Source organism: Agromyces sp. SYSU T00194 (genome assembly GCF_040496035.1).
In the GTDB taxonomy this organism is placed as follows: Bacteria; Actinomycetota; Actinomycetes; order Actinomycetales; family Microbacteriaceae; genus Agromyces; species Agromyces chitinivorans.
Map to the genome: position 1 here is coordinate 596,608 of NZ_JBEPJZ010000001.1, position 25,646 is coordinate 622,253.

12 protein-coding genes and 1 pseudogene are annotated in these 25,646 nt (G+C 63.9%); 2 read left to right on the top strand and 11 right to left on the bottom strand.

Annotation, left to right across the window (positions count from 1 at the left end; all coding sequences use genetic code 11):
* Positions 1 to 135: 135 nt before the first annotated feature.
* The 9 genes from ABZK10_RS02820 to ABZK10_RS02860 all read right to left on the bottom strand — a co-directional run bounded on the left by ABZK10_RS02820 (position 136) and on the right by ABZK10_RS02860 (position 21,078).
* Entirely contained in the window at positions 136 to 1,398 is a 1,263-nt protein-coding gene (locus ABZK10_RS02820) for a protein kinase domain-containing protein (protein ID WP_353807667.1), read from the bottom strand.
* 1 nt (position 1,399) lies between these two features.
* Entirely contained in the window at positions 1,400 to 3,604 is a 2,205-nt protein-coding gene (gene brxL, locus ABZK10_RS02825; protein WP_353807668.1) for a BREX system Lon protease-like protein BrxL, read from the bottom strand.
* Positions 3,605 to 3,618: 14 nt separating this feature from the next.
* Positions 3,619 to 6,147, bottom strand: a complete 2,529-nt coding sequence (gene pglZ, locus ABZK10_RS02830) for a BREX-1 system phosphatase PglZ type A (protein ID WP_353807669.1) — start codon at positions 6,145 to 6,147, stop codon at positions 3,619 to 3,621.
* Entirely contained in the window at positions 6,140 to 9,586 is a 3,447-nt protein-coding gene (pglX, locus tag ABZK10_RS02835) for a BREX-1 system adenine-specific DNA-methyltransferase PglX (protein WP_353807670.1), read from the bottom strand. Before pglX ends, pglZ begins: the two co-directional genes overlap by 8 nt.
* On the bottom strand, positions 9,586 to 13,152 hold the full coding sequence (brxC, locus tag ABZK10_RS02840; RefSeq protein WP_353807671.1) for a BREX system P-loop protein BrxC: 3,567 nt from the start codon (positions 13,150 to 13,152) through the stop codon (positions 9,586 to 9,588). The genes pglX and brxC overlap by 1 nt, the downstream gene beginning before the upstream one ends.
* A 3-nt stretch (positions 13,153 to 13,155) precedes the next feature.
* Positions 13,156 to 13,755, bottom strand: coding sequence for a DUF1788 domain-containing protein (locus ABZK10_RS02845; protein WP_353807672.1), 600 nt, complete (start codon positions 13,753 to 13,755; stop codon positions 13,156 to 13,158).
* The gene (locus ABZK10_RS02850; protein ID WP_353807673.1) at positions 13,752 to 14,360 is read right to left on the bottom strand and encodes a DUF1819 family protein; all 609 of its coding nucleotides are present in this window, start codon (positions 14,358 to 14,360) and stop codon (positions 13,752 to 13,754) included. The genes ABZK10_RS02845 and ABZK10_RS02850 overlap by 4 nt, the downstream gene beginning before the upstream one ends.
* Before the next feature lie 317 nt (positions 14,361 to 14,677).
* Positions 14,678 to 18,001 carry a UvrD-helicase domain-containing protein gene (locus ABZK10_RS02855; RefSeq protein ID WP_353807674.1) on the bottom strand — a complete coding sequence of 1,108 codons (3,324 nt, stop codon included), beginning with the start codon at positions 17,999 to 18,001 and terminating at the stop codon, positions 14,678 to 14,680.
* Entirely contained in the window at positions 17,998 to 21,078 is a 3,081-nt protein-coding gene (locus tag ABZK10_RS02860) for a PD-(D/E)XK nuclease family protein (RefSeq protein ID WP_353807675.1), read from the bottom strand. The genes ABZK10_RS02855 and ABZK10_RS02860 overlap by 4 nt, the downstream gene beginning before the upstream one ends.
* A gap of 297 nt (positions 21,079 to 21,375) precedes the next feature.
* On the opposite strand from ABZK10_RS02860, the gene ABZK10_RS02865 reads away from it, so the two are divergent.
* Positions 21,376 to 23,073, top strand: coding sequence for a DUF726 domain-containing protein (locus ABZK10_RS02865; protein WP_353807676.1), 1,698 nt, complete (start codon positions 21,376 to 21,378; stop codon positions 23,071 to 23,073).
* A gap of 1,052 nt (positions 23,074 to 24,125) precedes the next feature.
* On the opposite strand, the gene ABZK10_RS02870 is transcribed toward ABZK10_RS02865, so the two are convergent.
* On the bottom strand, positions 24,126 to 24,602 hold the full coding sequence (locus ABZK10_RS02870; protein WP_353807677.1) for an HD domain-containing protein: 477 nt from the start codon (positions 24,600 to 24,602) through the stop codon (positions 24,126 to 24,128).
* An 80-nt stretch (positions 24,603 to 24,682) separates the two neighbouring features.
* On the opposite strand from ABZK10_RS02870, the gene ABZK10_RS02875 reads away from it, so the two are divergent.
* The gene (locus ABZK10_RS02875) at positions 24,683 to 25,486 is read left to right on the top strand and encodes a nuclease-related domain-containing protein (RefSeq protein WP_353807678.1); all 804 of its coding nucleotides are present in this window, start codon (positions 24,683 to 24,685) and stop codon (positions 25,484 to 25,486) included.
* Here ABZK10_RS02875 and ABZK10_RS02880 read toward each other — a convergent pair.
* Positions 25,483 to 25,626: pseudogene (locus tag ABZK10_RS02880) on the bottom strand (OST-HTH/LOTUS domain-containing protein); the annotation flags it as partial. The gene ABZK10_RS02875 and the pseudogene ABZK10_RS02880 sit on opposite strands and share 4 nt — an antisense overlap.
* Positions 25,627 to 25,646 lie beyond the last annotated feature (20 nt).

A 25,646-nucleotide genomic window follows, 5' to 3' on the forward strand; every position in this document is an offset into this window, starting at 1 on the left:
CGCGCGGCGGTCGGCCAGGCGCATGGCTTGGCCGACCGCCACGATGCCGACCCGTAGCCGGCCCCTCAGCGACCAGATCCGAAGCCCCCTGGCGCACCTCGGAAAGTGGATCGCTGGCGTCACAATCAAGTACTTCTACTTGAGCGGCGAACCGCGAACGACCTGCTCGAGGGGGTAGGAGCGGACGTTCTCGTTCCCCCGAGTCGACTCGTGCCGAACAAGAATGTTGCCGGGCCGCTTCGAGTCGGCACCGACCACAACTCCCGCCCAATCGAGGCCCAGCCGATCGACCACGACGACTCGAGCGCCAACGTTCGCTTCGCGGCCGCCGACCTGACGCTGCGGCTTTGGCGGTGGTGTTGCGGCCGCGCGAGGTCGGGCCGGCTTCGGTGATGCCGGTTGCGGGCGGCTAGCTGGCTTGGCGCTTCCGCCAGTCTCCTTGGCTGATGATCGGGAGCTGCCCGGCGGAAGCAGTGCCCGTACTTGTTCGAGCGCCATCGCGGCGGAGCCCCGGCGGGCCGGCTCGAACGACAGCAGCGGCGCAATCACCTCACGCACCGCGGGTTTCAAAGCCCCAAGATGCGCGCCGCGCTTCATGGCTGTGAGCAGAGTTGGTGTTGGCCCGAACGGGTCCGCCTGCCAGAGATCAGGTAGGTCGATGCCTGACGCCCAGGCGAGGGTCACCCCGAGCTTGAAGAGATCCACCTCAGGCGCGAAGTCGCGTTCTTCAACGACCTGGTCGAGTTGCTCCGGCGTGAAGAAGCCGGGGGTGCCACTGATACCGGGTTGCACGCGATTCGCCTGAGTTGCGAGTCCGAAGTCGATCAGCCGTGACTTGCCGGGCTCGAGCATCACGTTGTCGGGCTTGAGATCCAGGTGGACGAGTCCAGCGGCATGAAGGGCACTCAGAGCCGAGAGCATGTCGTGCGCGAGCTCGAGCAGCTGATTTTGGTCGAGCGGGCCCGCGATCTTCCGCTGCGCAGCCAGGCTGCGACCCTCAATGAGCTCGACCGCAAACCACGGCACGGCCCATCCAGCCTTCGCGCTCTGCCGGCTCGCTTGATAGAAGTCTGGGATGTACGGGTTGTCGAGGCTGTCGAGCACCATGCACTCGGCGATGAACTCGTTGACAAGGTGATCCAGCAGCTGCTCGAACTTTGCCGACGGGATGGGGTAGTCCGTCGGATCGGGCGGGATCATCAGCTTCACGACAGAACGCTGCTGGTGTTCGCCACCCAGAGCGATCCGCGTGAGCGAGGCAGCTTCCTTCGTCCAGACGGCCCGGAACGTGGTGCCCTGTCCACCGCGACCCAAGTTCTCGGTCAGCTTCCAGTTGCCAGCCTGACCGGACCGGATCACTTCCCGCAGGGACTCCTGGGCGGGATGCTGCGACGTCACGTCAGCTCACCGGGATCCGTGCGTACGTGAAGGTCGTGTCCGACTTGATCTGACGGAACTCCTGTCGGGCGTCGGCAATGGGGTTGTTTGGCTTCTCCCAGATGTCCAGACCCTTCCCGAGCAGGATCCTCCACCCGTGGTCCGTGATGATGGACCGATCGTGCTTGGTGTTGTCGAGCGAGATCTCCAGCACGACCCCGACCGCCTCGGCAGCGTCCTTCAGCGACTTGAGCATGCGCAGTTGATCATGCTTCTGGTATTGCTTGTCGGTCTCTCCCGTGATGAGGGTGACCTCGATCTCTTCCGCCGGATCCTTCGCCAGTGCCAGGAGGCCGATCAAGTCCCCTACGTTGCGTCCCTGGTGCCAGGCACGCACATATGGGTCGACGATCTGAATTTTCGTCGCGCCGACCAGATACGGGAGGAGCAGGTTCTCGTAGGAGACGCCCTTCTGTCCAGCTTTGAAGTCGCGGATGCCTTCGAACAGCGGCTCATCGTCTTCAGGGACGACGGCGGCCCCGCCGCCCTCTGGAACGATCGGCAGGGGCGGCGCAACCGAGCGCACGCTCCGCGACGACGTCGTGGCATTCACGATCGGCGGCGTGTAGGTCTCGAGATCGCCGTCGCCAGCATCCGCGGCTTCGGCACCCCAGCTCCGCCGATAGAGCTGCGGGTACTGCCGCTCCTCGACGGTAGTCACCTCATGCCACGCGCCCGCCTGGTCGCTGTAGCGGAATCGCACGGGGTTGTCGCGCATGGTGGCGTCGATACGGAGGATCTGGTCCTTGACGCGCTTCCGCCCCTCAATCGAGTACTCGAGCAGATCCCGAACCTCGTCTTCGGTGGCCTCGCCGTTCGGATGAATCAGCTTCATCAGGCCAGAGAACGTCTTGCGGATGCCGTCCTGGTCACGCGTCGAGATCGTCGAATCCAGCGTGAAGTGGGGCGTGTACCTGTCCGAGAAGTCCTCGGAGCGCTTCGAGCGCAGCACCTCGGCCAGGTAGTCGACGACGAAGCCGTATCCGTCCGAGAACATCTCGGACCGGATGGGCGAGACCTCCCACCCGGGGATGTAGTGGTGGATGCGGTCGAGCCACGCGCTGTCGCGGTAAGAGTCCGGGAGTTCGTCGAACAGGTCGGAGTTCTTCAGCATGAACGGCACGGTGTGAGACGTGTTGCCGATGAAGGCCATCGATGCCTCTGCGCCGAGCTGAATGTTGCCTCGGTTGAAGACCTTGTTCGCCATGTAGTTCTTCATGATGTTGACGAGGTTCTGGTCGGTCTTCCGGTTGGCTGCGAACTCGTCGAACGCGACGCAGTCCCAGTAGCCGACCAGGCCGATCTTGCCGCTCGCGTTGTTCACGAAGAGCTTCGCGACGGTGACCTCGCCGCCCGAGATCAGTGCGCCGTTCGGGGAGAACTCGCTGAATGTGTGCGACTTTCCGGTGCCCTTCGGGCCGAGCTCTACGAGGTTGTAGTTGCGTTCGACGAACGGCACGAGGCGGGTCAGCGCGATGAGCTTTCCGCGCGGGGTGAACTGCTCCGGGTTCAATCCGATCGACTGCACCAGCAGGTCGATCCATTCCTCGGTGCCAAATGACCGACGTCCTTCGTAGTAGGAGTCGAAGTCGACGCCAGCGATCTGGATCGCCTTCAGGCTTCCCAACTGCCACGGCACGGACCCCGGGCTGTCGTTGTGGACATACTCGATATCGCAGATGCACCACACACCACCGACCAGCAGCTTCTCGTTGGCCTTGACCGTGTCCGGGTCGACGACGACCTTCGTGATCTGCAGGTTCTCGAATGATGCTTCGTAGACGTCATCCTTGTCGTTGAGGCTGACGGTGACGCGGTCGATGACCCGGAACCGGCCCTTCTCTCGGATGAGCGACTTCACTGCCATGTGCATGTTGCGGTGCACATAGTGCTCGGCGAGGATGCTTCGTACTGTTTCGATGCCCTCCTGGATCGTCGCCTCATCGTCAGATGCCGCGTACTGCCCGAGCAGGTATTCCAGCACGTAGCCGGGTACGACGGCATTCCCGCGAACCGCCTTGACGAGGTCCTTACGGACTACGACACCCTCGAAGTACTGGTTGATCTTCTGATCGAGTTCGGACTGTTCGGGGGGTTCCACGGGGACGTAGACGTCCTCCTCCACGATCGCATCAAGATCGCTCAGTGCGGCGTCGAGATCAGTCATGCGTGGCGTTCCCCTTAGAAGTCCATCTGGAACGAGCGCTTCAGCTTGTATACGGCCTTCGCGACGATTCGCCACTGAGTCGTATTGGGGATCTGTTCCTCGAGCCGAAGTTCGACGTCCTCGTTGTTGTGTGCGTCCGCCTCGGACCGCAGGGCCATTCTCGCAGGCACGAAACGCTCTCTCGGGTCATCCGACTCCGAGCTGAACTTGAGCTGCACGTGGTTCGACAGCAGTTCGTCGCCGAGGTAGATCCCCGCGCGGACCTCCCGCCCCTGCACCTTGTCGGTCACAGGCTCGGATTGGTGGATGTCGACCGCGAGGACGCCGGTGCTGATGTTGGGCGACTTCTGCTGGATCGCGATGTTCACCGGGCGGACCGTGCTCTTGCCACTGTCGGTGTAGGTGACGCTGATGACTGGAACAACGATCTCTTGAAGCGTCGCTCCGCCATGCACGTATCTCGCTCCGGAGCCCTGGAGCTTGAGCCGCTTGGTCCCCTTGGGAATCAGCACCTCGTAGTCGCTGGACAGACCCAACTGCTCAGGAGTGAAGTGCCGGAACGCCGAGGCAGCTTTGAGCCCCCGGCCGATCACGCGACGCCGATCCCGGTCGTGGATCTCATCGCCCTGAGGCTCGGCGGATAGGTAGCCCGCCGGGTCGAGTTCGCGGTCCTGGAAGAGGAATCCATGATCCGCTGTGATGAAGATCGCTCCCACATCAGCGCTGGCGAACTGCTTCGTGAGCTTGACCAGTTCATCGACGGAGCTCGCCGCCGCACTGAGGACCTGCCGCTCGGTGCCGATCTTGTCGCCGGTTGCGTCGATCCGGTTGTGGTACACGTACATGAACTGCTGCTGTTGCGTCAGGGAACGCAACTCTTTGACGGTGTACCCCGCAAGATCCTCCGCCTGAATGGCCATGCCGCCGTGCGGCTGAAGGATCTTCGACCGGTTCGCGGTCCCGTCGGCCTTCTTGCCATCGACCTCGGTGAGCGCCTTGACGCCAGTGAAGCCGATCGTCCCGTGCGGCAACAGCGCAGCCATCCCCAATTGCGTGTAGCTCGGGAGAACCCCCAGAGTGGGGTCGAGACTTGCCTCGAAGCCAACCTTGGACCGCGAGTCCTTGTAGCGCCGCAGCCTCGTGGCAAGCTCCTCGGCGACTTCGTAGCGCAGCGCGTCCGAGATGATGACGACGACGCGCTTGCCCTTCGCCACGAGGGGCGCGACGTAGTGGTCGAAAAACGCACGCTGCGAGGGCACAGCTGTCGCTTCCCACCCATCGATGCCGTCGACCTGCGCCTGCCAAGCCGTGGCGAGCGGGCCGACGTACTTGTTCGAGTAGAAGTTCTCCACCTGCTCGACGAGCGGTTCCAGCGGCTTGGTGTGCTCCGTCGACCGCGCGGCGTGAACGAAGTGCCGATAGAGGCCGTCGATCTTCGACCAGCCAGAAGCGTACTTCTGGAGGCCATCATCGAAGCTGTCAATGCCGGGGTTGAATGCGTCAATCGCTGCGAGCAGTTCGCTCGCCGACCGGATCGCCGTGTAAAGCGGCTCATACCCGGAATACCAGAATGTTGAGTGGCGGCGGCGATCAGCTTCAACGACCTCCCGCGCACTGATCGTCTTCCCCGCGACTCCTGCCGCCAGGTCGCTCAGGATCTTGCGGTCAGTCGACTCAAAGGTGTCGTCATCGAGGAGTTCTTCCCAACTCCTGGTCTCGAGTCCGGCCGCGATCTGAAGCGAATCCTCGGCCTTGCCGGCGAGCTCGGCCATCGCGGAGCCGCTCGACTTCGAATCCCGCCAGCGGGAGTAGTCGATCTGGATGTTTCGACCGCGGGTGTCGCCGGTGAAGCCTTCATAGGCCGAGCGGAACACCCACAGGATGAAGTCGTCCATGGTCGGCGCGTCGGACGCGTAACCGTATGTGGTCTCGACCCCAGTCCAGTAGAACTCGAGCAATCCATAGTCGGTCAGCTGCTTGAGACCCGAGTCATCGCCCCGAGCGGCCTCGACGAGCAGCTCACGCGTGAGCTCGCTCAAGGAGTGCTGCTCGGTTCGGAGCAGCACCGCACACATCTTGGCGAGCACGACAGTTCGGTTGTCCTCGCTTGCGAGACGCTTCTTGAGGCGTTCGCGGCGATCGGCAGCGTTGAAGAACTCCGGATGCTCGGCCACCACAGATCGCGCGGCGGGATCCTCGAGACCGAGGCCTTCGCCGACGAGCGCGGCCTTGTCGGCCGTGAACACGCCGTAGGCATATTCAAGGTCGAGCAGCCAGTTGCCGAGCCCGGGCGGCACTTCACCGCTCCGATACACGATGAACGGCTGCGTCCGCTCGTCAACCAGAAGGCGGTGCTTGACCGCGAACTCGTCGCCTTCGACCCGGATGACCTTCACGTTGCCGATCTCGGCGGCGATTGCATCGAGGCGGTCGGCGTACTCTCCGGCTGGATCATGCCAGATTGCCACGTGACGCCCGTCGGCGCTCGGTCCGTGCTCGAAGCGGGAGGCGAGGCTGCGAATCAGCGGGTCTGAGCTAGGCACTGTCACCACTCTTCTTGAGGCCGACGTCCTTCAGAGCGGCACCGAACTTCTGGTAATTCACCAGCACCCCGTCGTCAAGATCGAGGTCGATCTGATGACTCGCGAGGTCGTAGAGGGCCCGCTCATAGTCCCCCAGCTCGATCAGGACCTTGCGGAGCCGCTCTGCCTCCTTCTGCGCCGCGGCGACCTCGCGCGCGTTCGCGCCGCTGACGATCATGCGCTCCTGCTGCTCCAAGCTCACCTCGAGCTTCTTGATGAACTCGCGAAGATACTCGTTCAGCACGGTCGACACCGTCGACGGGGTGTACCGGTGCAGATACACCAGCGCATTGAAGGAACCCTTCGGGCTGGAGAACATCCAATAGATCGGACGCTTCTTGTACCGCTGCACGTGGTCCTTGTAGAACGACTTCACAAAATAGTCCCGCAGATCCTTCACACCGAAGCTGTCGATGACGAACTTCAAGTTCTCCTCGAAGTGCTCCTCACCGAACGCGACCCGCAGGAACTGCCGGAACGTCGCCACAATGTCATCCTCGAACCACTCCCCATCCACAACCGGGATAACCCCGTCCGCATCAGGCATGAACGACGGGCTCGGCACCTTCTCGAGATACTCCTGCAACGAGTCACCCTCATTCGCGAGAACAAGCCCAGGTTCATCCAGGCTGTAGCGCCCGAACATGCACCCCACCGCATATGACACCAGATCGGAAATGAGCGACGACGGCGAGGGGATCGTGATGCTTGTCAGGAACGCCGCCGGAGAGCTCACCCCCGCGGCGTCGTCCACCAGTTCGGATGCAGCCCGCTCAGCGTCGTGGAGATCGTCGCGGAGACCTCCCACGAGAGCTTGAACGCTCTCAACAGCCCCCACCAGCTTCGGCTCATGGTCGCCCAGGAGTGGAGACGACCTGAAGTCCATCGATGTCTCCCGCATATCCCAGAGAGATTTGCAGATGTCGATGCAGTCAGCACCTAGTAGAGCTACCTGCTCGGGCAGATTCGGCACCGGCACTCGGAGAACGTCCCCCACCTCTAGGTTGATTGTGCCGCTAACCGCCCGGCTAAGTCGAGTTGCGAGCGCACTGTTCGCGAGCACCAGAATCGAACGCATATCGAGGTGCGCCGACCGCCCGAACATGCTGGATCCGGGCGTGACGAACAATGATCCTGCAGGCGTGTATCGCATTCGTAGACCGGACCCAAAGGCCCCCCAAGTCAGTCCCTCTCGGAAGGCAAACGGTCCGTTGTAGTTGTGCGAGCGGACACGGCCAGTCTTCGGGTCGATGTTCTGGCGAATCCGGCGGCCATCGTCCTCCCAGTCGATGACACTGTCGCGGTTCCAGTACCAGGCGCGCGCTTCTCCTCCTCTGTTGACTGGGAACCATCGCTTCGTGGATGCCAACGCCGCCTTGACGTCACCCGCGTCGCGGCATGTGCGGCTACTTGCGACTTCGTACCACCCTCGCAAGAATCGATCGTTGTCGGCGGTCGCCATTGCGACGCGCGCCTCAACCAGGTCGCCTAGGGGCGGAAAACGAGAGAACAACCCAATCTCGTCGTCGGTAAGTCGATACACGAAGGGCTCACCATCGATTCGAGTGAACTGCGAGGGCAGGTGCGAGAAGCTCTCGATGCCTTCAGCCTCGAGAGCAAGCGGGAGACCCACCCCCGCGGGGAGATGCGCCAGCCGTCCGAGCACGTCGCTGCTACTCATGCTCAGATCGACAAACCGGGTCGGCAGCACAGCAGGACCATTCGTCGCGACCCACGCGCCCGTCGCCACAGAGACCGCCTCGAACAATGAGGTCGAGACGTCCAACAGACTCCACAGCGCCCTACGCGACAGCAGATCTCGCACGCCCGAGTGGCCCTTGAGGGTGAGCCACACGTTGGGTGCGATCATGGCGACTCGGCCAAGCCGGCGCGCCAGCACGAAGCATCGCGAGATGAACGCGGAAAAGAGGTCAGCGGTGAAAGACGGGTATGTGGACTCGAGATAGCTACGAAGCACCGGGCTCATGTTCTTTGTCCCCATGTATGGGGGGTTGGCGACGACGACGTGGTAGCGGGTGCTGAGTTGTTCGGCTTGGTCGAGGACCCGTCGGGCTGGGGTAGCGAGGAGGTTGCCGGTGGTCTCGAGTTGTTCCACGACCGGCTTCAGGACCGGGATGAGCGCCTCGTTGGGCTGGATCAGCGACCCGAACGTGTCAGCATGCTCGAACGCGTTCCAGAACCCATCCGCATCCGAACGCACCACCGAACCCGACGTCAGCGACCAGAGATAGTCCAGGTCCGCCTGTTCGAACCGGACGTTCTCCAACACACAGACGTGCGGCTGGACCGGCTTCTTCAGGAACAGCTTGCGCTTCTTGGCAGCCTTCATCGTCAACGCAAACGCGGCAAGCGCACCGGCCCGAGGATCGATCTCCGCACCGTACAGGTTGTGCTCAAGTATCTTCGACGGGATCTCGGACGGGCTGTACGCCTGCTCCTCGTAGATCGCGTAGAGCAGGTCGAACGCGTAGGTGAGCATGTGCCCCGACCCGATCGCCGGGTCGACAACCTTCAACTCCTCCGGCGACGACACCCGCAGGAAATCGGTCTCCTCGTCGACCGGCGGGATGTAGTAGTCCATCTGCTCAGCAAGCTGAGATTCCGGATGGTTGAGCAGCCAGAGCCGGCCTAGCGAGTTCTCTACCAGGTAGCGGACGATCCAGTGCGGGGTGAACAACTGGGTCGCCGCGGGGATCTCAGCAGCGCCGGCCTTCTTGTTCTTCTTGAACCCGGCGAAGACCTCGTCTTTCCGCTCCGAGATATAGAACTGGTACAGCCAGCCGATCACCTCGACCTCACCACACACCTCATCAGTGAGCGTCCGCACCGCACGATCGCGAACAGAGTCGGCGGCGAGCAGAGCGGTCGGCATAAGCAGCTCGGTGTAATCACCCTCCCGCTCGAACATGAACGGCATCGCCTTGTTCCAGAACCGGCAATACGCCTCCAGCAGCAACCCGTACGCCTCGCCCTGCGGATCCGTGCTCGGGCGCGTGTCGTTCAGCAGCGCCGTGACCGTCGCCTGCGTCTTCACGCTGACAACGTCAGCGTCGAAGTCGCCACCCTTCGCGTCCGAGAGCACCTGCGGCTGGCCCGCAGTCTTCCCCGGCTCGGGAGAGACAACACCGACGCCCGTGTAACCGTTCGCGTCCATGAAACGCAGCGCGATTATCCGGTTGAACCACGTATACGCGACCCGGTCCACGACCGCCTCACGGCCATCCTTCCCGACCGCACGCTCCAAGGCCGCCACCGACTCCGGAGCCTCAGCACGCGCCACCGACCCAGAAGCCAACACCACATCCAGACGCGCACCAACTTCCTTGATCAGATCAACACGCGCACCCGCCGCAAACCCCTTCAACAACCCCGTATCCATCAGCGAGTGATCCGCTTCCCTTCTTGGATCGCCGTGTTGAGTACCGCCCGAAGCTCATCCACGTACTCTTCGACGTCAGACATCGACGCCAGCACAGTCTTTCCCCTTGACACCGAGAGCTGCGTGATAGGGACGAACACGGGAGCAGGCTTCTGCGCCAGTGGAACATCGACATGAGGCGCGGTGCCACCTTGCCCTGAAGCGCCGCTCTCGTCGGCCCCTTCCACATACGCGGGCACCGTCACAGGTTTGGCCACCGCAAGATCTTGGAGGATTCGTGGGAACACCACGTTCGCGAAGTTGGCGGGCGCAAGACGAAGCTCCGCGATGCTCGACTGCTGCTCAATCAGGATCACCTGCGCGTCGATCTCGTCCATCGCCTTCTGCTGCGCTCCTGGTGAGGCGAGCTTGAAGTACTCGGTGGCCTCTAGTTGTTCCCGGTTCGCCAGGATGGCAGAGACCGCCTTCTGCCCCTCCTCTTCAAGTAGCGCGCCGAGCTTCACATCGAGCTCATCAGCGGCTTTCTTCAGCTGATGCGCCTTGTTGCCTCGGAAGATGGCGAGATCTGCGAGAAGCCTCTCAACGGAGTCCGCTGCGCCAGTGGGGAGATACCCCAGATTTCCCGCCGCGCCGCTGATGAACTTCTGCGCGGCGTCATAGGTCTTCACCTGCGGGCCGTTGAGGAACTGGTCGATCGGGACGAGCACGTCGTTCTTTGCGTCGATGAGCTCATCGCCCCCGGTGAATTCACTGACGTACCAGGTCGGAGCCTTTCCGACGACGGCATCGAGTTGTTCGATCGGCTCGTGGAGCGCTGCGATGAAGGGGTACCGCGAGGTAGCGACGATGCTCTTCAACTGGTCGAGCTTCGCCTTCAGCCGCTCCAAGCCGAAGTGCGCGAGCTCCATCGGATCCTTCGGCGGGTTCGCCTCATCGAAGAACTCCTTCACGAAGTCCGAGAAAACCTTGACCTTTGCGGCGTCGAAGACTGCCTGCTTACGAACGATGAGCACGGCATGCCGCGGCGCCGTTCGCAGGTCCTGTGGCACTTCAGTGCGTTTGCGGAGGACGTTGTCGAGCTCAATGGTGATCTTCCCAGCACCGTATAGATAGGCAATGGCGCAGAGAATCGAGCCGTAGTCCCACCCGTACGGGCGCGCCTGGAATTGGTCGACGAGTTTCTTCACCGTTACCTGTTCGCCGAGCTTGTCCTTTGCGAGGACGCCCATCTTGTAGATCTCGTCGGAGGGTCCCTCCAACTCGTCACCAACAATGCTGAGCGAGCTGTCGTCGGGCTGTACGTACTTGGCGACATCAACCTCGGGGAACGTTCTGCCCCCGAGCATGTCGAGCTGCGGGAATGTCTTGGCCACCAGCACGTTCATGCCGTCCGCAACTCGCGCCTCAGCGATCGACGATGACGACGAGATGTCGACGGTGTTGTGGATCAGCAGTGCCTGACCGACGGCCGTCTTGATTCGGGCGGCGAGCTCCTTCTCGCGGGACGCACTCTCCTGCGTCTTCTGATCCAGGATTCGTTTCACGCTGTCGGTGATGGCAGACCCCTGCTTGTGCTTGACGTACTTCGCCGTCTTCAGAAGCAATGCGAGGTCCGTCAGTAGGCGCTTGTCCGCCCCCAGGATCACACGCAGCTCTGCTTTGCCCGCTCCCTGAAGTCGAACGTTCGTGAGATCGTTTGAGTTCGCCACGGAGATGTTCGGGTTGGCAGGCGTGATGAAGTGGATGGTCAGGTCTTTCGGCTGCCCTTTCGCCACGTCATCCAGCATGTAGCCCAGCGGGAAGTCCTGATTGGTCTTGCTGTAGCGGAACTTCGACTGCTGCTTCATGACGTGCAGGTGGAGAAGCTGGAAGAGTCGGTCGCTCACCTCCGACCCATCCACGTCGACGTTCTTGATCTCCTTCTCAATGTCCTGCTCTTCGTTCGTGAGGTACGCGTATGTGTCGCCGGTGCGCTGGACATACGTCTGTTGCTCGAGGAGCGCGAGCCCTTCGCGCACCTGCTCCTGCAACGCAGGGAGATCGAGGCCAAAGCGGTTGTAGACCAGCACGGTCAGATTCCGCACCGTTGCCTTGAAACCCTCGACGTACTTCACGAGGAAGAGCGCCTTCAGGAGTCGCACGGCGAGCGGGTTGTCGAGGTTCTGCTCGGCGAGCTGCACCTGCTTCTGCGGCGCGGACTTCAGAGACGAACGGATGCCGGCGAACATGTGGTCGAAGCTCGCGAGTGAGCCAACGTCAACCGCACCGAGCTCCTTGGCTACCTGCTGGACAACGCCGAGCATGGAACGTTCGCCGACCGAGGAGTTCTTGCCCTCAAACGCGTTGTGCTCGGAGAGACCCTCGATCGCCTGCTGGAAGAGCGGGAACTGATAAGAAACAAAGGGATACGTTCCTACGAACAGGTCCTCGTTGACGTAGTTCTTGTACGTCTTCGAACCATCCGCGAAGCCGAAGAGGGTCTTGAAGTTGGCCGACTCCGCGGCGTAGATCCCTTGAAGAGCGAATGCTCCCTGCTCATTCTTCTCGAGCAGGCGCTTGCGGATGACCTCTTCGACATCCTGGCTAGTAAGTTTCACCCGGGTCTTGAACCGGCCCTGGATCTTCGAGAAGTCCTGTCCCTGCTCCTTCGTCTGGTCGCCAATGATCTTTTCCATATCCTCCTGGGAGGTCACGAACACCCACGATCGGCCCTTCGCCTTCGTGTTCAGAGACTCGGCGATCGTCTGTAGATTGAGCATCAGCTTCCGATCGTCGCCGATGAACTGGCCTACCTCGTCAACAAAGAAGTTGAGACGGAACCCTGACGGCTGCTGGTCCAGCCAAGCGACGACCTCGTCCGCGAAGTCCTCGATGGACACCGAATAGTCGTTGCTGTACTGCTTCAGGATGTCGGTGGGCGCGTCGCCCCCGGCAACCTCCGCGTAAGCCCGATCGATGTTGCGCCCCTGGATGATGTAGTTCTTGCGCTCATCAAGCCATGCCTTACCGGTGATCTTCAGGAAGGCATCCTGGAACGCCGCGTAGTGACCCGACTGGTCGAGATCCCGCTCGAAGCGCGCGACGTGTCCCTGGTTGCCGAAGTACCCGCGGGACTCATCGAATACCTTGACGAACACCTTCAGGAGGGCGTCGGTCTGATCCTTCGTAATCACCGTCGCCTTCTGGTCGATGTTGAAGAGGATGCTCCGCGCGGCGATCTTGTCGGCCTTGGAGATCAAGCCAGGCAGGAAGGCACCCTCGGCCTTTGCACGGAACGCCCGCGATACCTGATCGCGCGGGAAGTCCTGACCGTCGACGTCACCGAGGAGGTGCGCGAGCATCTTCAGCATGTGCGACTTACCCGAGCCGAAGAAGCCCGAGATCCACACGCCGTTGGCCGTCGTGTACTTCGCGTATTCCTCGAGGAGCTTCTCGAGCTCCTTTGCCGCTTCGTTGGTGAGAACGTACTCTTCAACCTCGGTTCCGAGGTGCTCGGCGTCGTCTGCCTTGATGACGCCCTCGATGGGTCGCTGAACGTCCTTCTCGAAGATCTCATTGAGGATCACGGGTCATGCCTCCTGTTCGCGGATGTCTTTGGCCCGGTAGTAGTTGTCATCGGGAACGCTCCCGAACAGCACCAGAGTTGAACCGAGTGTTTTGGATTGCTCGTAGCTCCCGGGAAAGAACATGAGCATCGGCTTGTCGTCGGCAACGTTCTGCAGGTTGTTCAGCACGCTGTGCGAACGGATGAAGGGGAATACCTCGCCGATGCCAGTGAGGAACAAGATGTCGAACGAATGTGCGGCAAATCGGGCCCTGATCGCCGGGGCGAGATCGTCTCCGGGATCAAGCATCGATTGGAGCCCTTCGCGGAAGTCCACCTTGGAGATCGTGGGCTCCAGCTCGACCAAGTCGGCCCACACTCCGCGGTCCTGGAGTACTTCGACGACCAGGTCGTAGAGGTTCACCTCCAGGACTTCGATCCCCCGCTGAGCAAGCTTCGTCTTGATCCGCTTCTTCGACGCGGCAACCTCAAGGGCATCGCGCGGATCATAGGGATAGATGAAGTAGGGGTCCTCGCCGATAAGCCCTTCATTGTTGAGGAACCGGGGCCCGGACATGACGGCAACCAGGTGGCTCTCCCACTTCGCGACATCGTTGGAACTCATGCGGCATCCCTCGTCGGGAAGTAGCGAAGATCGCTCGGACTCCGCCGAACGAGGTGCTCGCGAACGCGAGGCGCGATGACGGTTGGGACGATCACGCCCTCCTCAGTGATCAGGTCTGCTTCCCGCAGCATCTTGTACAGGTTTGACCGAAGCTTTCGAAGGGTTGACGGTTCCAGCACCGAGAGCTCTTCGTGCCAGAGCACCTTTGCACGCACGAACTCATCAAAGTGCCCGACCAAGAGGTGTGGCTTCATGAGAAGGAATCGTTCGCGCAGTACCTCTTCCGCGAACTCGCCGATCAACTCGTAGCGTCGGCACGTGGCTGTCCACATGAGTTGCGCCAGTTCCTCACCCGTGGCGTCAGCAAGCAGCGCAATCTCCTCGGGCGTGAGCGTCTCCAAGCGTTGGACGAGTTCGCGCGCCCAGCGCGTAGAGGTTCCCAACGTTCGCGCTTGAAGCAGATTGCCGGACCGCAGTTGGGCTCGAACCTTCACCCAGTCGCCCGACTGCAGGTATAAGTCGGCCCCGATCTGCGCGCCGCCGAGGTACAGCGCTCCCGAGGTGAATGAGAGCTGATACCGCTGCGGATCACGTGTGACGTTCACCGACACCTCCAGTGAGCCCGAATGACGATTCGAAAGTTTCTCAGACTACAGCTGACCCACGACACTCGAAACCACCCGCTCTGACGTCGTAGCACGAGGCCGTACAACGCACTCTCACTCCCAGCCGATCGTAGCCAACCGATCACCTCTGGACGGTCGCAGGAGCGCCAATCGAGCGGCACCACACCCGAACGGGGGGGGCAGACTTTGTTCGACGACATCTCGTTCCTGCCCCGCCTCGTGGTTGATGCTCTATCGGTGGGCGCACGACGACGATGCCAGCCTGTTCCGCCAAGCGCGCAAAGGGATGGACCCGTTTAGCGGCCCGTGGTGGTGAGCGCCTCGACAGGAATGACGAGTCCTGCGGAACCTGATCCATCGAGGAACACGAGTTGCGCCCTCGCCAGTTCGCCAGTCGCTGCCTCGAGCGCGCGGATGTAGGCGTGAAGTTGCGGTGCATAGTGCGCTGCCCGCTGCGCGAGCGAGTCCGTTGCATCCGTCACCGTGTCGGTCTTGTAGTCCACGATGACGAGCGACCCGTCGGCGTCACGGAAGAGCAGGTCGATGAATCCTTCCAGCACGATGCCGTCGTGCTCGACCATGCCGACATAGACCTCGGTCCAGTGCTCAGAAACGAAGGCGCGCGCGACGACGTCGGTTGCGAGCGCTGATCTCACGAACGATGCCACGGCGCTGCTCAGACTCGGGACGCCTTCGGCAAGAGACTGGGCACCCGCAACCTGATCAACGAGCGATGTATCCCCATCGATGGCCTGGAGCGTGCCATGCACCGCCCGACCGATGAGGTTGCCGTACCGGCCCTTCAACCAGGGAGCGAGTTCAACGTCGCGCGGCCCCTTTGCGGATCCGGCAGCGAGCTCCGCTGCTTGCTGGTCGCCTGACCCGTCCGCGTCTCCGATCGCCCACACCACATCTGGCTCGGTTCCCTCGAGGCCCGAGGCCGTACGCACAGATGCGGTTCGCGAACGGCGGCGAGCGGTCTCGGTCGCCGCCCACCATTCGTCCCATTGCACGCTCGGAGCCGGCTCCGGGTGAATTCCAGCGGCAAGTGGGTCCGCGCCTCCGGAGTCGAAGCGCATCACCCCGTCGACGCCGAGTGCACCGCACTGCTCGAAGAGCCTTGCGGCGGTTTCGGGGCCGCTCTCACTGCGGTGCAGCGACACAAGAAGATGGTCGCGAGCTCGGGTGGCAGCAACGTACAGCAACCGACGGCGCTCCTCGCTGTCCATCTGCTCGTCGAGCGGCGCGGCCTCAGCAAAGTCGTTGGTCTCGACCGTGGCCGACAACTTCACGGCGTATGAGTGGTCCTGCCAGAGCAGCTGAACACCGCTGGGGCGACGAGACTGACTCGTCATACCAGAGAGCACGACCATTCCGAACTCCAAGCCCTTTGCCGCGTGCACCGTCATGATGCGAACCACATCGAGGTCGGTCTCGGGCAGGAGCGATTCGGCCACCCGCGCGGCATCCTGCGCCTGATGTGCCGCCCAGGCCAGATAGGCGCGCAGGCCGCCATGCTCCACCTCGGACCACGCACGCGCCTGATCGATCACGAAGCGCACGCGCCCAAATTGGTCGCGCGCCCGCGATGACGGTTCAGTCGCTGACGAGGTCTCAAGCACGCGACGCTCAACCACGAGATCGGTCAGCACCTCGGCTGGGGTGAGCCAGCGGCTGCGGTAGTACAGGTCGTTGAGGTACGACATCGCCACGCCGACCGGATGGCCCGCAAGCTCGTCGTTGACCGGCGCGCTCACCGTGAAGGACCCACCGTCTCGGCGATAGGCAAACAGATCATCGTCACCGCAACCGAACAGTGGCGAACGCAGCGCACTCACCGCGGAGAGCTGATCGCTCGGATCCGCGATGGCTCGAGCCGCTGCCATCAGCGATCGAATCTCATCGGACTGATACACGAGCGAGCTCGACTCGGTGCGGTACGCGATTCCCATCTCGTCGAGCGCTGTTTCGAGAAATGGCAGCGATGTTCGCGCAGGAAGGAGGATCGCGATGTCCCTCAGCGTCAACGGCCGCCACACACCGGTTTTCGCATCCTGGACAGTCCACCCTTCGGTGAGCGCCTTCGCAATGACCGATGCGACGTTTCGCGCCTCCGCGATGCGAAGATCTGCGGCCGACGGGCGTCCCGCGTGTGCCTCGGCTCCGAGCAGGGTGACCGCCGGGCCGGTAAACGACGTACCGTCAAGGTCCAGCACTGTGCGATGTGCGCCCAGTGGCTCGTAGGCGGGCTGCGCAAGCGGTTTCGCTTGGATCATGGAGCCGAAGACCTGGTTCACCCATTCGAGCACAGCGGGCACCGAGCGGAAGTTCGTCGAAAGCGTGACCCGACGACCGAGATGCTCGCTTGCGGTGAGATAGGTGGCGATGTTCGCACGCCGGAAACGGTAGATCGACTGCTTGGGGTCGCCAACGACGAACACCGACCCGGCGGGCACATCGATGTCGCGCAAGTCCTCCGCGTCCGCAGCCCTGCCGCCCACAATCCGCAGCGCGAGCTCGATCTGGATTGGGTCGGTGTCCTGAAACTCGTCGAGCAACAGTCGGCGGTACGTGTGCTGCAGCTCAGCGCGGGCGTCCCCGTCGTGCCGAAGCAGATCACGGGACGCCACGAGTAGGTCGTGGAACTCCAGCGAACCGGATGCAACACGTTCCCGCGCCGCGTCGAGCACAGCAGCGGCGACCCATCGTGCGATCGGCCGCAACGCTGCATCCGCATACTGCCGTCGGAAGGTGCCAGCAGCAGATGCGAGGTCCCTGACCTGCTCTTTCAGTTCGGCCAGGTTGCCCTCCCAGTTGGCCCCCCTGCCGCCGACACCCGGCTTGAGGGCGGAGAGTTCGCTGATCAAGGCATAGCGCTCGCGATCGTCCTGGTCGCCGGAGAATCGCTCGATCCAGTGCGCAACGCGGCGAATCACGCGCAGGAAGCGGTCCGATTCATCGCGGCATCCGCTCGCCTGCTCGCTGACAAGAATCGCTTGTCGAAGCAGCGGCTGAGTGTCTGGAAACTGAGGCGACTGCGCGGGATGGGCGAGCACGTGCGACTCGATGAGGTCCCAGTCGTTGCCGAATGCCCGCGCGAGCGAGCGAAGCTTCTCGCTGTCGATCCCGACACCCAGTGCGAACTGGAGCGTCTCAGCCAAGGCGTCGTCATCGAGCAGGCGACGCCACATCGCCGCCCAGCGAGCATCGAACGCTACTGACGACGCGACCTCGTCGAGCACCTCGATCAGCGGTGGCATGCCCGCCTGAATTGGGAACGCGGCGAGGATCCGCTGCGCGAATGAGTGGAGCGTGCCGATGGCGGCAGCGTCGAGGTCGTCGAGCGCAGTCTTCGCGCGCGCCACGGGCTCGCCGTCCTGCGCAGTGCGGAGTCGGTCCTCGAAGGCTCCCCGGAGTCGGTCGCGCAGCTCATTTCCGGCCTTCTCGGTAAAGGTGACCACGGCGGTTTCCGACAGCGGAATGCCGTCCTCAAGTACGGACGCGACGACCCGCTGGACGAGCACGGAAGTCTTGCCGCTACCTGCGCCGGCGTCCACAAAGAGACTCTCATCGCGGTGCTCCGTGACGGCTTGGCGGGCCTCCGCATCGGCGAGCGTCATCGGGGCGTCTCCTCGTCGTCTTCGAGCGCGGCTGGATCGAGGAGCCGGAAGAGGTCTGCGAGGGCCGGGTCCGTGCGCTTCTGATCGCTGGGTCGCCGGATGTGGCCGTATCCGACGCCGTCCGGATTGCAGAACTGGCACTGCACCCAGGCGAAGTCGTCCGTGGCCGGAGGCCTCGCGATGAAGGAGCCAGTTCTGATGCCCGTGACGAGGGTCTCCAGTGCGGAGCGGTAGGTCGCGTCGATCTCATCCGTCAGTTCGATGGGGATGCGCTCGCCCCGGTCTCGACGGCCAATGAACCAATAGGCTGCTTCGACCCGACCGTTGCCAAACCGCTCACGCGCAGCTGCGGCGTAGAGCGGCAATTGCAGCTTCCGCCCGGCGGCCACCGGATCACTCCTGATGTCGGCGAATCCGCGTGCACTGCCGGTCTTGAAGTCCGTAACGATGAGCCGGCCATCCTCTCGTTCGTCGACCCGATCCGCACTGCCCTTCATCGCGATCGCGCCGGACGCGAGCTCGATGCGCACCGGCGGTTCGCCGTTCATCCCGAAGGTGAGTTCACTGGCGATCACTCGAGACCCGTGTTCGGCGTGCGCCTGGTCGTCGAGGTCGAGGATCGCTTCGAAGTCGTCTTGGAGTCGTTCACGTTCATTCGCCCAGAGGCGTGGGTGACCTGTCAGTCCGCGCCTCTCAAAGCCCGACATGACCTCTTCCGCAATCGCGCGCATCCGCTCACGATGCTCAGGACGCCATGCCTCACCGTAGTCAGGCAGACCGCCGTCAGTCAGGACGTCTCGCACGAGCTGGTCTAGGACCTCGTGGACGATCGACCCCAGATCCCAGGGACGCAGGCTGAGAATGTCCTCCGGCGTGTCGACGGGTGAGACGCGGAGCAATCGCTCGACGAAGTACGCATGCGGACAGCCCGCGTATCGTTCGAGGGTGGTCGGTGCAACGACGCCGCTCTGTAGGAAGTCTGGGAGTCCTGCGACGTCACTCAGGTTGCCGTCGAACCGCGTAAATGTACTCGACCGCCGCGCACCCACCATTTCGATCGCGGTTCCGAGCGCTGCATCCTCATCGTGACGGCCTCCGGTCGCGAGGTGTCGAACACGCCACTCCTGCTCGGTGCCGGGGTGAGGCGTGCCGGTCATGGCCTGCCAGTGGGAAGCGACTGACCGAATCGTCTCGCTGGACGCCTCTGACCACCGAGTAGCCTCCAGATCAGGTGAGCCGGCAAGCGCGCGGAGAGTTGGCATGAGCCACCGGCTCGGGAGCCGTTCCGAGCCCCGGCGAAGGTCACCCCGCGGGAAAGATGCGGTCACGTCATCGCCGATCTGGAATGCGGCGAGCAGGGCACGGTGACTCCGGCGGAGGTGATCGCGTGCCGTCGCCAACGCTCCACCGGATGACGCTCGCACCGATTCCGGCAGCAGGGGGTCAGGCAGCAGCCGGCCTGGGAACTGGTCTTCGGACAGACCGACGACGAACACATGCGACACCTCGAGTGACGGCGCCTGGGTGATTGGCCCTACGAAGACACCTTCACCGAAACGACCGACGCGCGATCGGCGCGAATCGAGTTCGATGTCGAGAATCTCGATGAGCTGGGACACCGAGGCAGCGTCACCAACATCGTCGAGCTCCGCCAGACCCGACAGCGTCAACTCGATCGCGGTGGCCGCGCGCTGCTCATCTTCCGGGAGTCGTTCAACCGCGAAGTACCGACGGAACATCTCGCGCGCCCACTCGGCCAGGCTTGCCCAACCCTCGATCTGCGAGCCATCACGCAGGTGCGACTGGAGTTCCCCGACGAATGCGTTGAGCTCCTTGGTCGCCGCAATCGCACGCTCGCGGTAGGCGATCGAACTCTTGCTTGCATCCGGATTCGCCTGATCCGCCTCGAGCCGAGCCCGATGGCGCGCTTCGTGGTCAGCGAGCCGCGCCGCCCAATCTCCTCCCGTGATGCCTGCCTCGCGTGCAAGCCGCTCCCACTGAGTGCCTGGCACTGTGCCGCCCGCCTCCGACCGGCGCACCGGCGCGCGATTGAGCCAGGCAAAGAGCGCGATGCGTTGCAGGTCATCAGGGTCGAGCGAGAGGAGAGCAAGGAACCCGTCAGCGACCGCCCGGTCCCGCAGCGCCCTCACGCCTGGGCCATTCGCGGCGATGCCAGCGCCCGCGAGGTGATCGTGAGCCAGTCGCGAATAGGGGGCAGCGACTGAGTACAGCATGGCAATGTGATGCGCAGGCACTCCCTCGGCCAGCCGCAAGCGAAGCTCGCGCACGACATCTCGCACCTCTTCGTCGGCATCAGAGGCATGCACCACGCGCGTCGCGATTGGAGCCTGGACCTCCTTGATGTCGGCATCCCACCTCAGGGCCGCTTGAAGAGGCGCATCAACCTCCTGGTGTCCGGTCCGCCCGAGAAGGACCGTCACTTCGGTCGCCTCATCGATCGCACCGAGCAACGCACGCTCGAGAGGGTCTGGTTCATCGGGCAGGTAGACGATCACCGCCCCGAAACGAGAGAGTGCCGTCGAGTTCTGAGCGATCAGGTCGGCCGCGTCCCGCAGCACGGCCGCGTCGTCGCGCCGCCCCACCAGCGATCGCCTGGCGACCCCACTCCCCAGACGAACGAGGTCGGCGCGCAGGCCTCCTGTTTCTCCAATGTCGTGAAGGACCGCATCGGGTACGTGTCGGAGTTCGCGACCCGCTCGGACGAGCGAGCGGACGGTGGCCGGGTGCCGCGCAACGGGGCCAAAGCTTCCGGGGTCCGCCGAGAGCTCGCGCCGCCACAGCATCGTCAGGAGCGCGGTAGTCACCGGTTGCCCAGTCAAGGAAGCTGCAGCCAGCACCTGCTCTCCGAGTCGACGAAGTGTCGTTACCTGAACCGCGGCAACACCGCCTCGCCCACCGATACCGCGCGCGAGTGATCGCCTCACGGTGAGTGCGGCGATGTTGTCGCGGACGATGACCGTCACCGGTGCGAGCGGTTCGCCACCCTTCGCGTCGGCGACGAGCCGCCGCAACCTCGCCACGGCGTCTGGACCATGGCGGGCGTCGTGGGTCTGCATCCGGGCCCCCTTTTCCGGCGATGGTAGCGGGGTCGAGTGCCGAGCTGCCCGTCGCCCGGCGGTTTCGTGCCCGCGGCACCGACCAGGGGAAGTTGCGACTTCAGCTCTGTTCCGGGGGCAGGGGCCCGTAGCTCAAGACCCTTACCCCAATAGGGGTGACACACCCGCGCAAGCAGACCGCTCACTCCTGCGGGCGAACGGAGATTCGTCGATCTTGCGCGAGCGTGCACGCTGACTACGGCCCCAGTTCGGGTGGAACCTCCGTGAGCCGTTCCCCACTTATGGCACGATCGAGCCATGCCCGGCTCCCTCCATGCCCACATCGTCGAAGGAACGCAGCTCAAGGTCAATGTGGTTTCGGATCAGGGAGCAACGCTCTCCCTCATCGGCGAGCTGACTGACTTGGAGCCGGTGGTCGAGGTCGGCGGTGTGCTCGAATCCAATCACGCGCTGTGCACCAACATGTGGGCGTATGCGAAGACGTGGTACACGGCCCGAGCGACGTCGAATGACGACGCGCTCGCCCTCGCCGATCCGGCGGAACAGAAGGCCGCATTGAAGCGGGCAGACGAAGTGCGTCGGGCGGCCCAGAAGCAAGCCGACGCCTACGCGAAGACCGCCCAGTGGATTGCCGACGTTGCTGACGACGTCTCGATGCTGGACATTCAGCACGGCTGGTGCTCATCGTGCTTTCTCATCAACGAGCATCGAAAGTCGAATCGCCCAGCGGGCCAGCTTCCCGTATATGTGTGCCAGGGATGTGGATCACCGACACTCCCCTGCGTCGCTGTCGGGTGCCCCAACATGGCGGTTCGTGACCGCGGCGCGATCCGGGTGCCGCAGTTCTGCGCCGAGCACCGTCATCAGATTCCCGGGTTCGAGAAGTCGCAAGGGAACTTCGGCGAGCTCCACGACTATGAGGACTTCCTCCGATACGAGAAGCCCGATCTGGACAGGGCGTCGAAGATCGCGGTTGGTGGTGTCGCCGCCGTGGGCATCGCTGTTCCCCTTGGGCTTCTCGCCGCACCTGCCATCGGTGGCGCAATCGGTTCACTCGGGGTGTTCGGTGGCCTATCGGGCGCTGCCGCAACATCCCATGGTCTCGCGCTGCTCGGAGGCGGGAGCCTCGCAGCCGGGGGCCTCGGGATGGCGGGCGGAACGGCAGTAGTCACGGCGGTCGGAGCCGCTGTCGGCGGTGCGCTCGGCGCCTCTGTCTCGAATGCGTACCTTCGCGAGGACAAGTCCTTCCGAATCGAGCTGCTTCGTCCGGGGCGAGGGGGCATACCTGTTCTCGTCGCGAATGGGTTTCTCACCGACGGTGAAGGTCACAAGTGGGGAGGCTGGAAGGCGATCGTAAATGATCGATACCCCGACTCCCCGGTGTATCGAGTTTGGTGGGGGGCGAAGGAACTCCGCGACTTCGGACTGCTCGGCGCCAACCTCGCGGGGAAGGCCGGTGCCGTCGCCGCAGTGAAGGCGGGCGCCGCAGTCGGCACCAAGAGTGGTGCACGTTTCCTGGGGAACGTGATCGGCCCGGCGATGTTGGCGACCGACGTGATGAAGAACCCGTGGCACGTTGCGAAGAGCAGAGCTGACAAGACCGGAGTCATCGTCGGAGATCTTCTCGCGCGCACGGAGGCCGAGTCCTACGTACTGATCGGCCACAGTCTCGGGGCGAGGGCGATGGTTGTTGCGGCGGAAACACTTGGCTCGAAGCCGGGCGGCCCACGGGTCCAGTCCGCGCATCTTCTCGGAGCGGCGATCGGCGCCAAGAAGGACTGGGCTGCGCTCACGGCGGCAGTCGACGAGGTCGTCTACGGCTACCACTCGACGAACGACAGCATCCTCAAGTACGTCTACCGAACGGCACAGGGTGGCGAATCGGCCGCGGGTCTAGTGGGATTCAGCCCAATCTCGCCGAAGTTGCAGAACATCGACGTCTCCGACCGAGTGAGTACCCACTTCGAGTACCAGGACAAGGTCCAGCTCGTGTGAGGCGTGACTCGCCTGGCCGCGGATCATTCCCACCCGAACGGGGGACGCCTGGCCGCAAGCTGCGATGATGAGCCGACACTTCCGAGAGCTGCGAGGAGCCGACCTGGATGACACCACCCGGCGGCCCCCGCGATTGGTCACCACCCGAGACCTCCAATAGGCGTTCGAAGCCGGAGCGGGCCGGTCGAACCGTCCTTCGCGGGGAAGGGCACGTCGAAGGGCTCGGGTGGGCGTGGGCGCTCACCGCCACCGCACTCGTCGTCGGGGTAGTCGCGCTGTTGTTCGCCTTGCTCGCTCCCTATTAGGGACGCGCGTCGCTCGTGCTCTGGCCTGCTGGGTTCGGTGCGTTCGCGATCTGGGCGGGCCTCACAGCTATTCCGAGGTTCCGGAGCCGAGCCGCGAGCCCGTCGGTGGCGACGTACGGAGGTGTTGTCGCGGGGACTAGTGCGATCCTCGTGTCGCTCTACGTGCTCGCGGCGATCGCGAGTGTTGGGACTGCCTCGCCGCTGCCTGCGCCACAGTCTTGGGTCGGCTCGTCCGGCACAGGTGTAGCAGCAGCACCTCCTGAAGCGGATGCACCGTCCGCAGCGGACCCCGAGGATGAGCGTTCGGCGCACTCGCCGCAGGTTCTTACTTCCCCGAGCCGACGACCGCTGCGATCGAGGCCGCCCAACTCGCACAAGCGGCGGGCTCAGCAGCCTTCGTCCTGCAGTACCACCACGCGAGTGGGTCCGAGTGGCCGGCATCGCTCGCCGTCACGACCGACGCGACCTCCGTCATCGCACCTGACGGGACATTCCTCACTCCCCTGCCTCCGGGCGCGGAGCTGGTCTACAGCACGTCGTCCGACCACCGTGAGTTCTCGATCACCTTGATTGGGAGCACGTTCGGTTCGGTAGCGACTTTCGACTCGGTCACGAACGAAGTGCGAACGACTCAAGGAAACGGCTGAACAGGATGCACACGCCGACATCCCCCACCGCGCAGGATGCCCAGCGGCTTTGGGCGCGGCTGCGCATCCGGACACTCGTCGAGCTTCGCCTGGGCCGGATCTATCGCGCCCCCGCGCTCAGCACCTCGCGCGCGTGCGCGTACTTCGCAGCGAGCTGCTCACGCTTCGAGTCGTCGAGCTTCGCGACGCGCCACGGGAGGAGGTTGTCGGCGATGTCGGCGAGTTTGACCTGTCGCGCGACCGGGTGCGCGGCGAGGCGGGCGTAGTACTCGTCGGACGGCACGTCGTCGGTTCGCGTCATCAGCACCACGATCTCCACGACCTCCGGAGCGACTCCCTCCTGCAGGAGGTCCGTGGCGGTCATCCGTCGATCGCCGAGGTAGGTGTCTTCGATCACGTCGTGGAGCCATCCGGCCGCGACGGCGACGAGATCGCCGCTCGGTTCCAGTGACGCGGCCACCCGAGCCGGATGCGAGATGTAGGCCGCACCGAGCTTGTCGAGCTGACCGAAGTGCTGGCGCGCAGCGATCCGTGCCGCGAGGGCCACCTGCACCACACCGTCGACTCCGTCGGTCATTCGGGCCCCCAGACTGATCGGCGCGACGCCGTTCGTGCTTCGACTCTATGACGTCGGTGCCGAGCACTAGCTTGAGACTCGTGAGCGAATACGTGGGCGTGGGTGACCTCGCGCGGCGCCGCCCCGCGGCATCCGTCATCGCAGAGTGCCTGCGCGAGCAGGCGAGCGTGCCGCCGAACAGCGCGATGCAGCGGATCTTCGGGGTCTCGCCGCTCGGGCGGGCGGCGGAGCCCTGGTACGTCGGAGCGCTCGGCGAGCTCGAGGTCGCGCGGCGGCTGGAGCGACTCGGCGACGGGTGGCACGTGCTGCACTCGGTTCCGGTCGGCACTGCGGGCAGCGACCTCGACCACGTCGTGATCGGGCCGGGCGGGGTGTTCACGATCAACACGAAGCACCACCGCGGCGCGTCGGTGTGGGTCGGCGCGCGCCGCATCCTCGTCAACGGGCAGCGCACCGACCACCTGCGCAACGCCGAGCACGAGGCGAACCGCACCGCGAAGCTGCTGTCGACGGCGACACGGATGCCCCTGGAAGCGACGCCGGTGCTCGCGATCGTCGGCGCCCGGCGGCTGACCGTGCGCGAGCGTCCGGCGCGGGTGGTCGTGCTGCCGGCGGATGCGCTGGCGCGGTGGCTGCGGGGCCGGCCCGTGGTGCTCGCGCCCGAGGAGGTGGGGCGGCTCGTGGCATCCGCTGCCCTGCCGTCGACGTGGGGGCAGAGCGGTGAGGTTGTGGAGGCGGATCACGACGCGTTCGAGCGGCTGCGCCTGGAGGTCGTGCGGGCGCGACGGCGCCGGTTGATGTGGGGCGGGGTCGTGATGGCGGCTGCGGTCGTTGCGCTCTTCGCGGTTGTGGGTGTGGCGGTCGGAGCGGTCGCGGGAACCTAGGCTGCTGGAGCCGACTTGGCGTTGGGGCGGGGCTTGAGCTTCACGCGCACGCCGCCGCCGGGGCGCGGGCCGACCGTGAAGAGGCCGACCTCGCGCACGAGGTCCGACAGCTTCGCGTAACCCCAGTTGCGGGAGTCGAAGTCGGGGCGCTGCTTGCGGA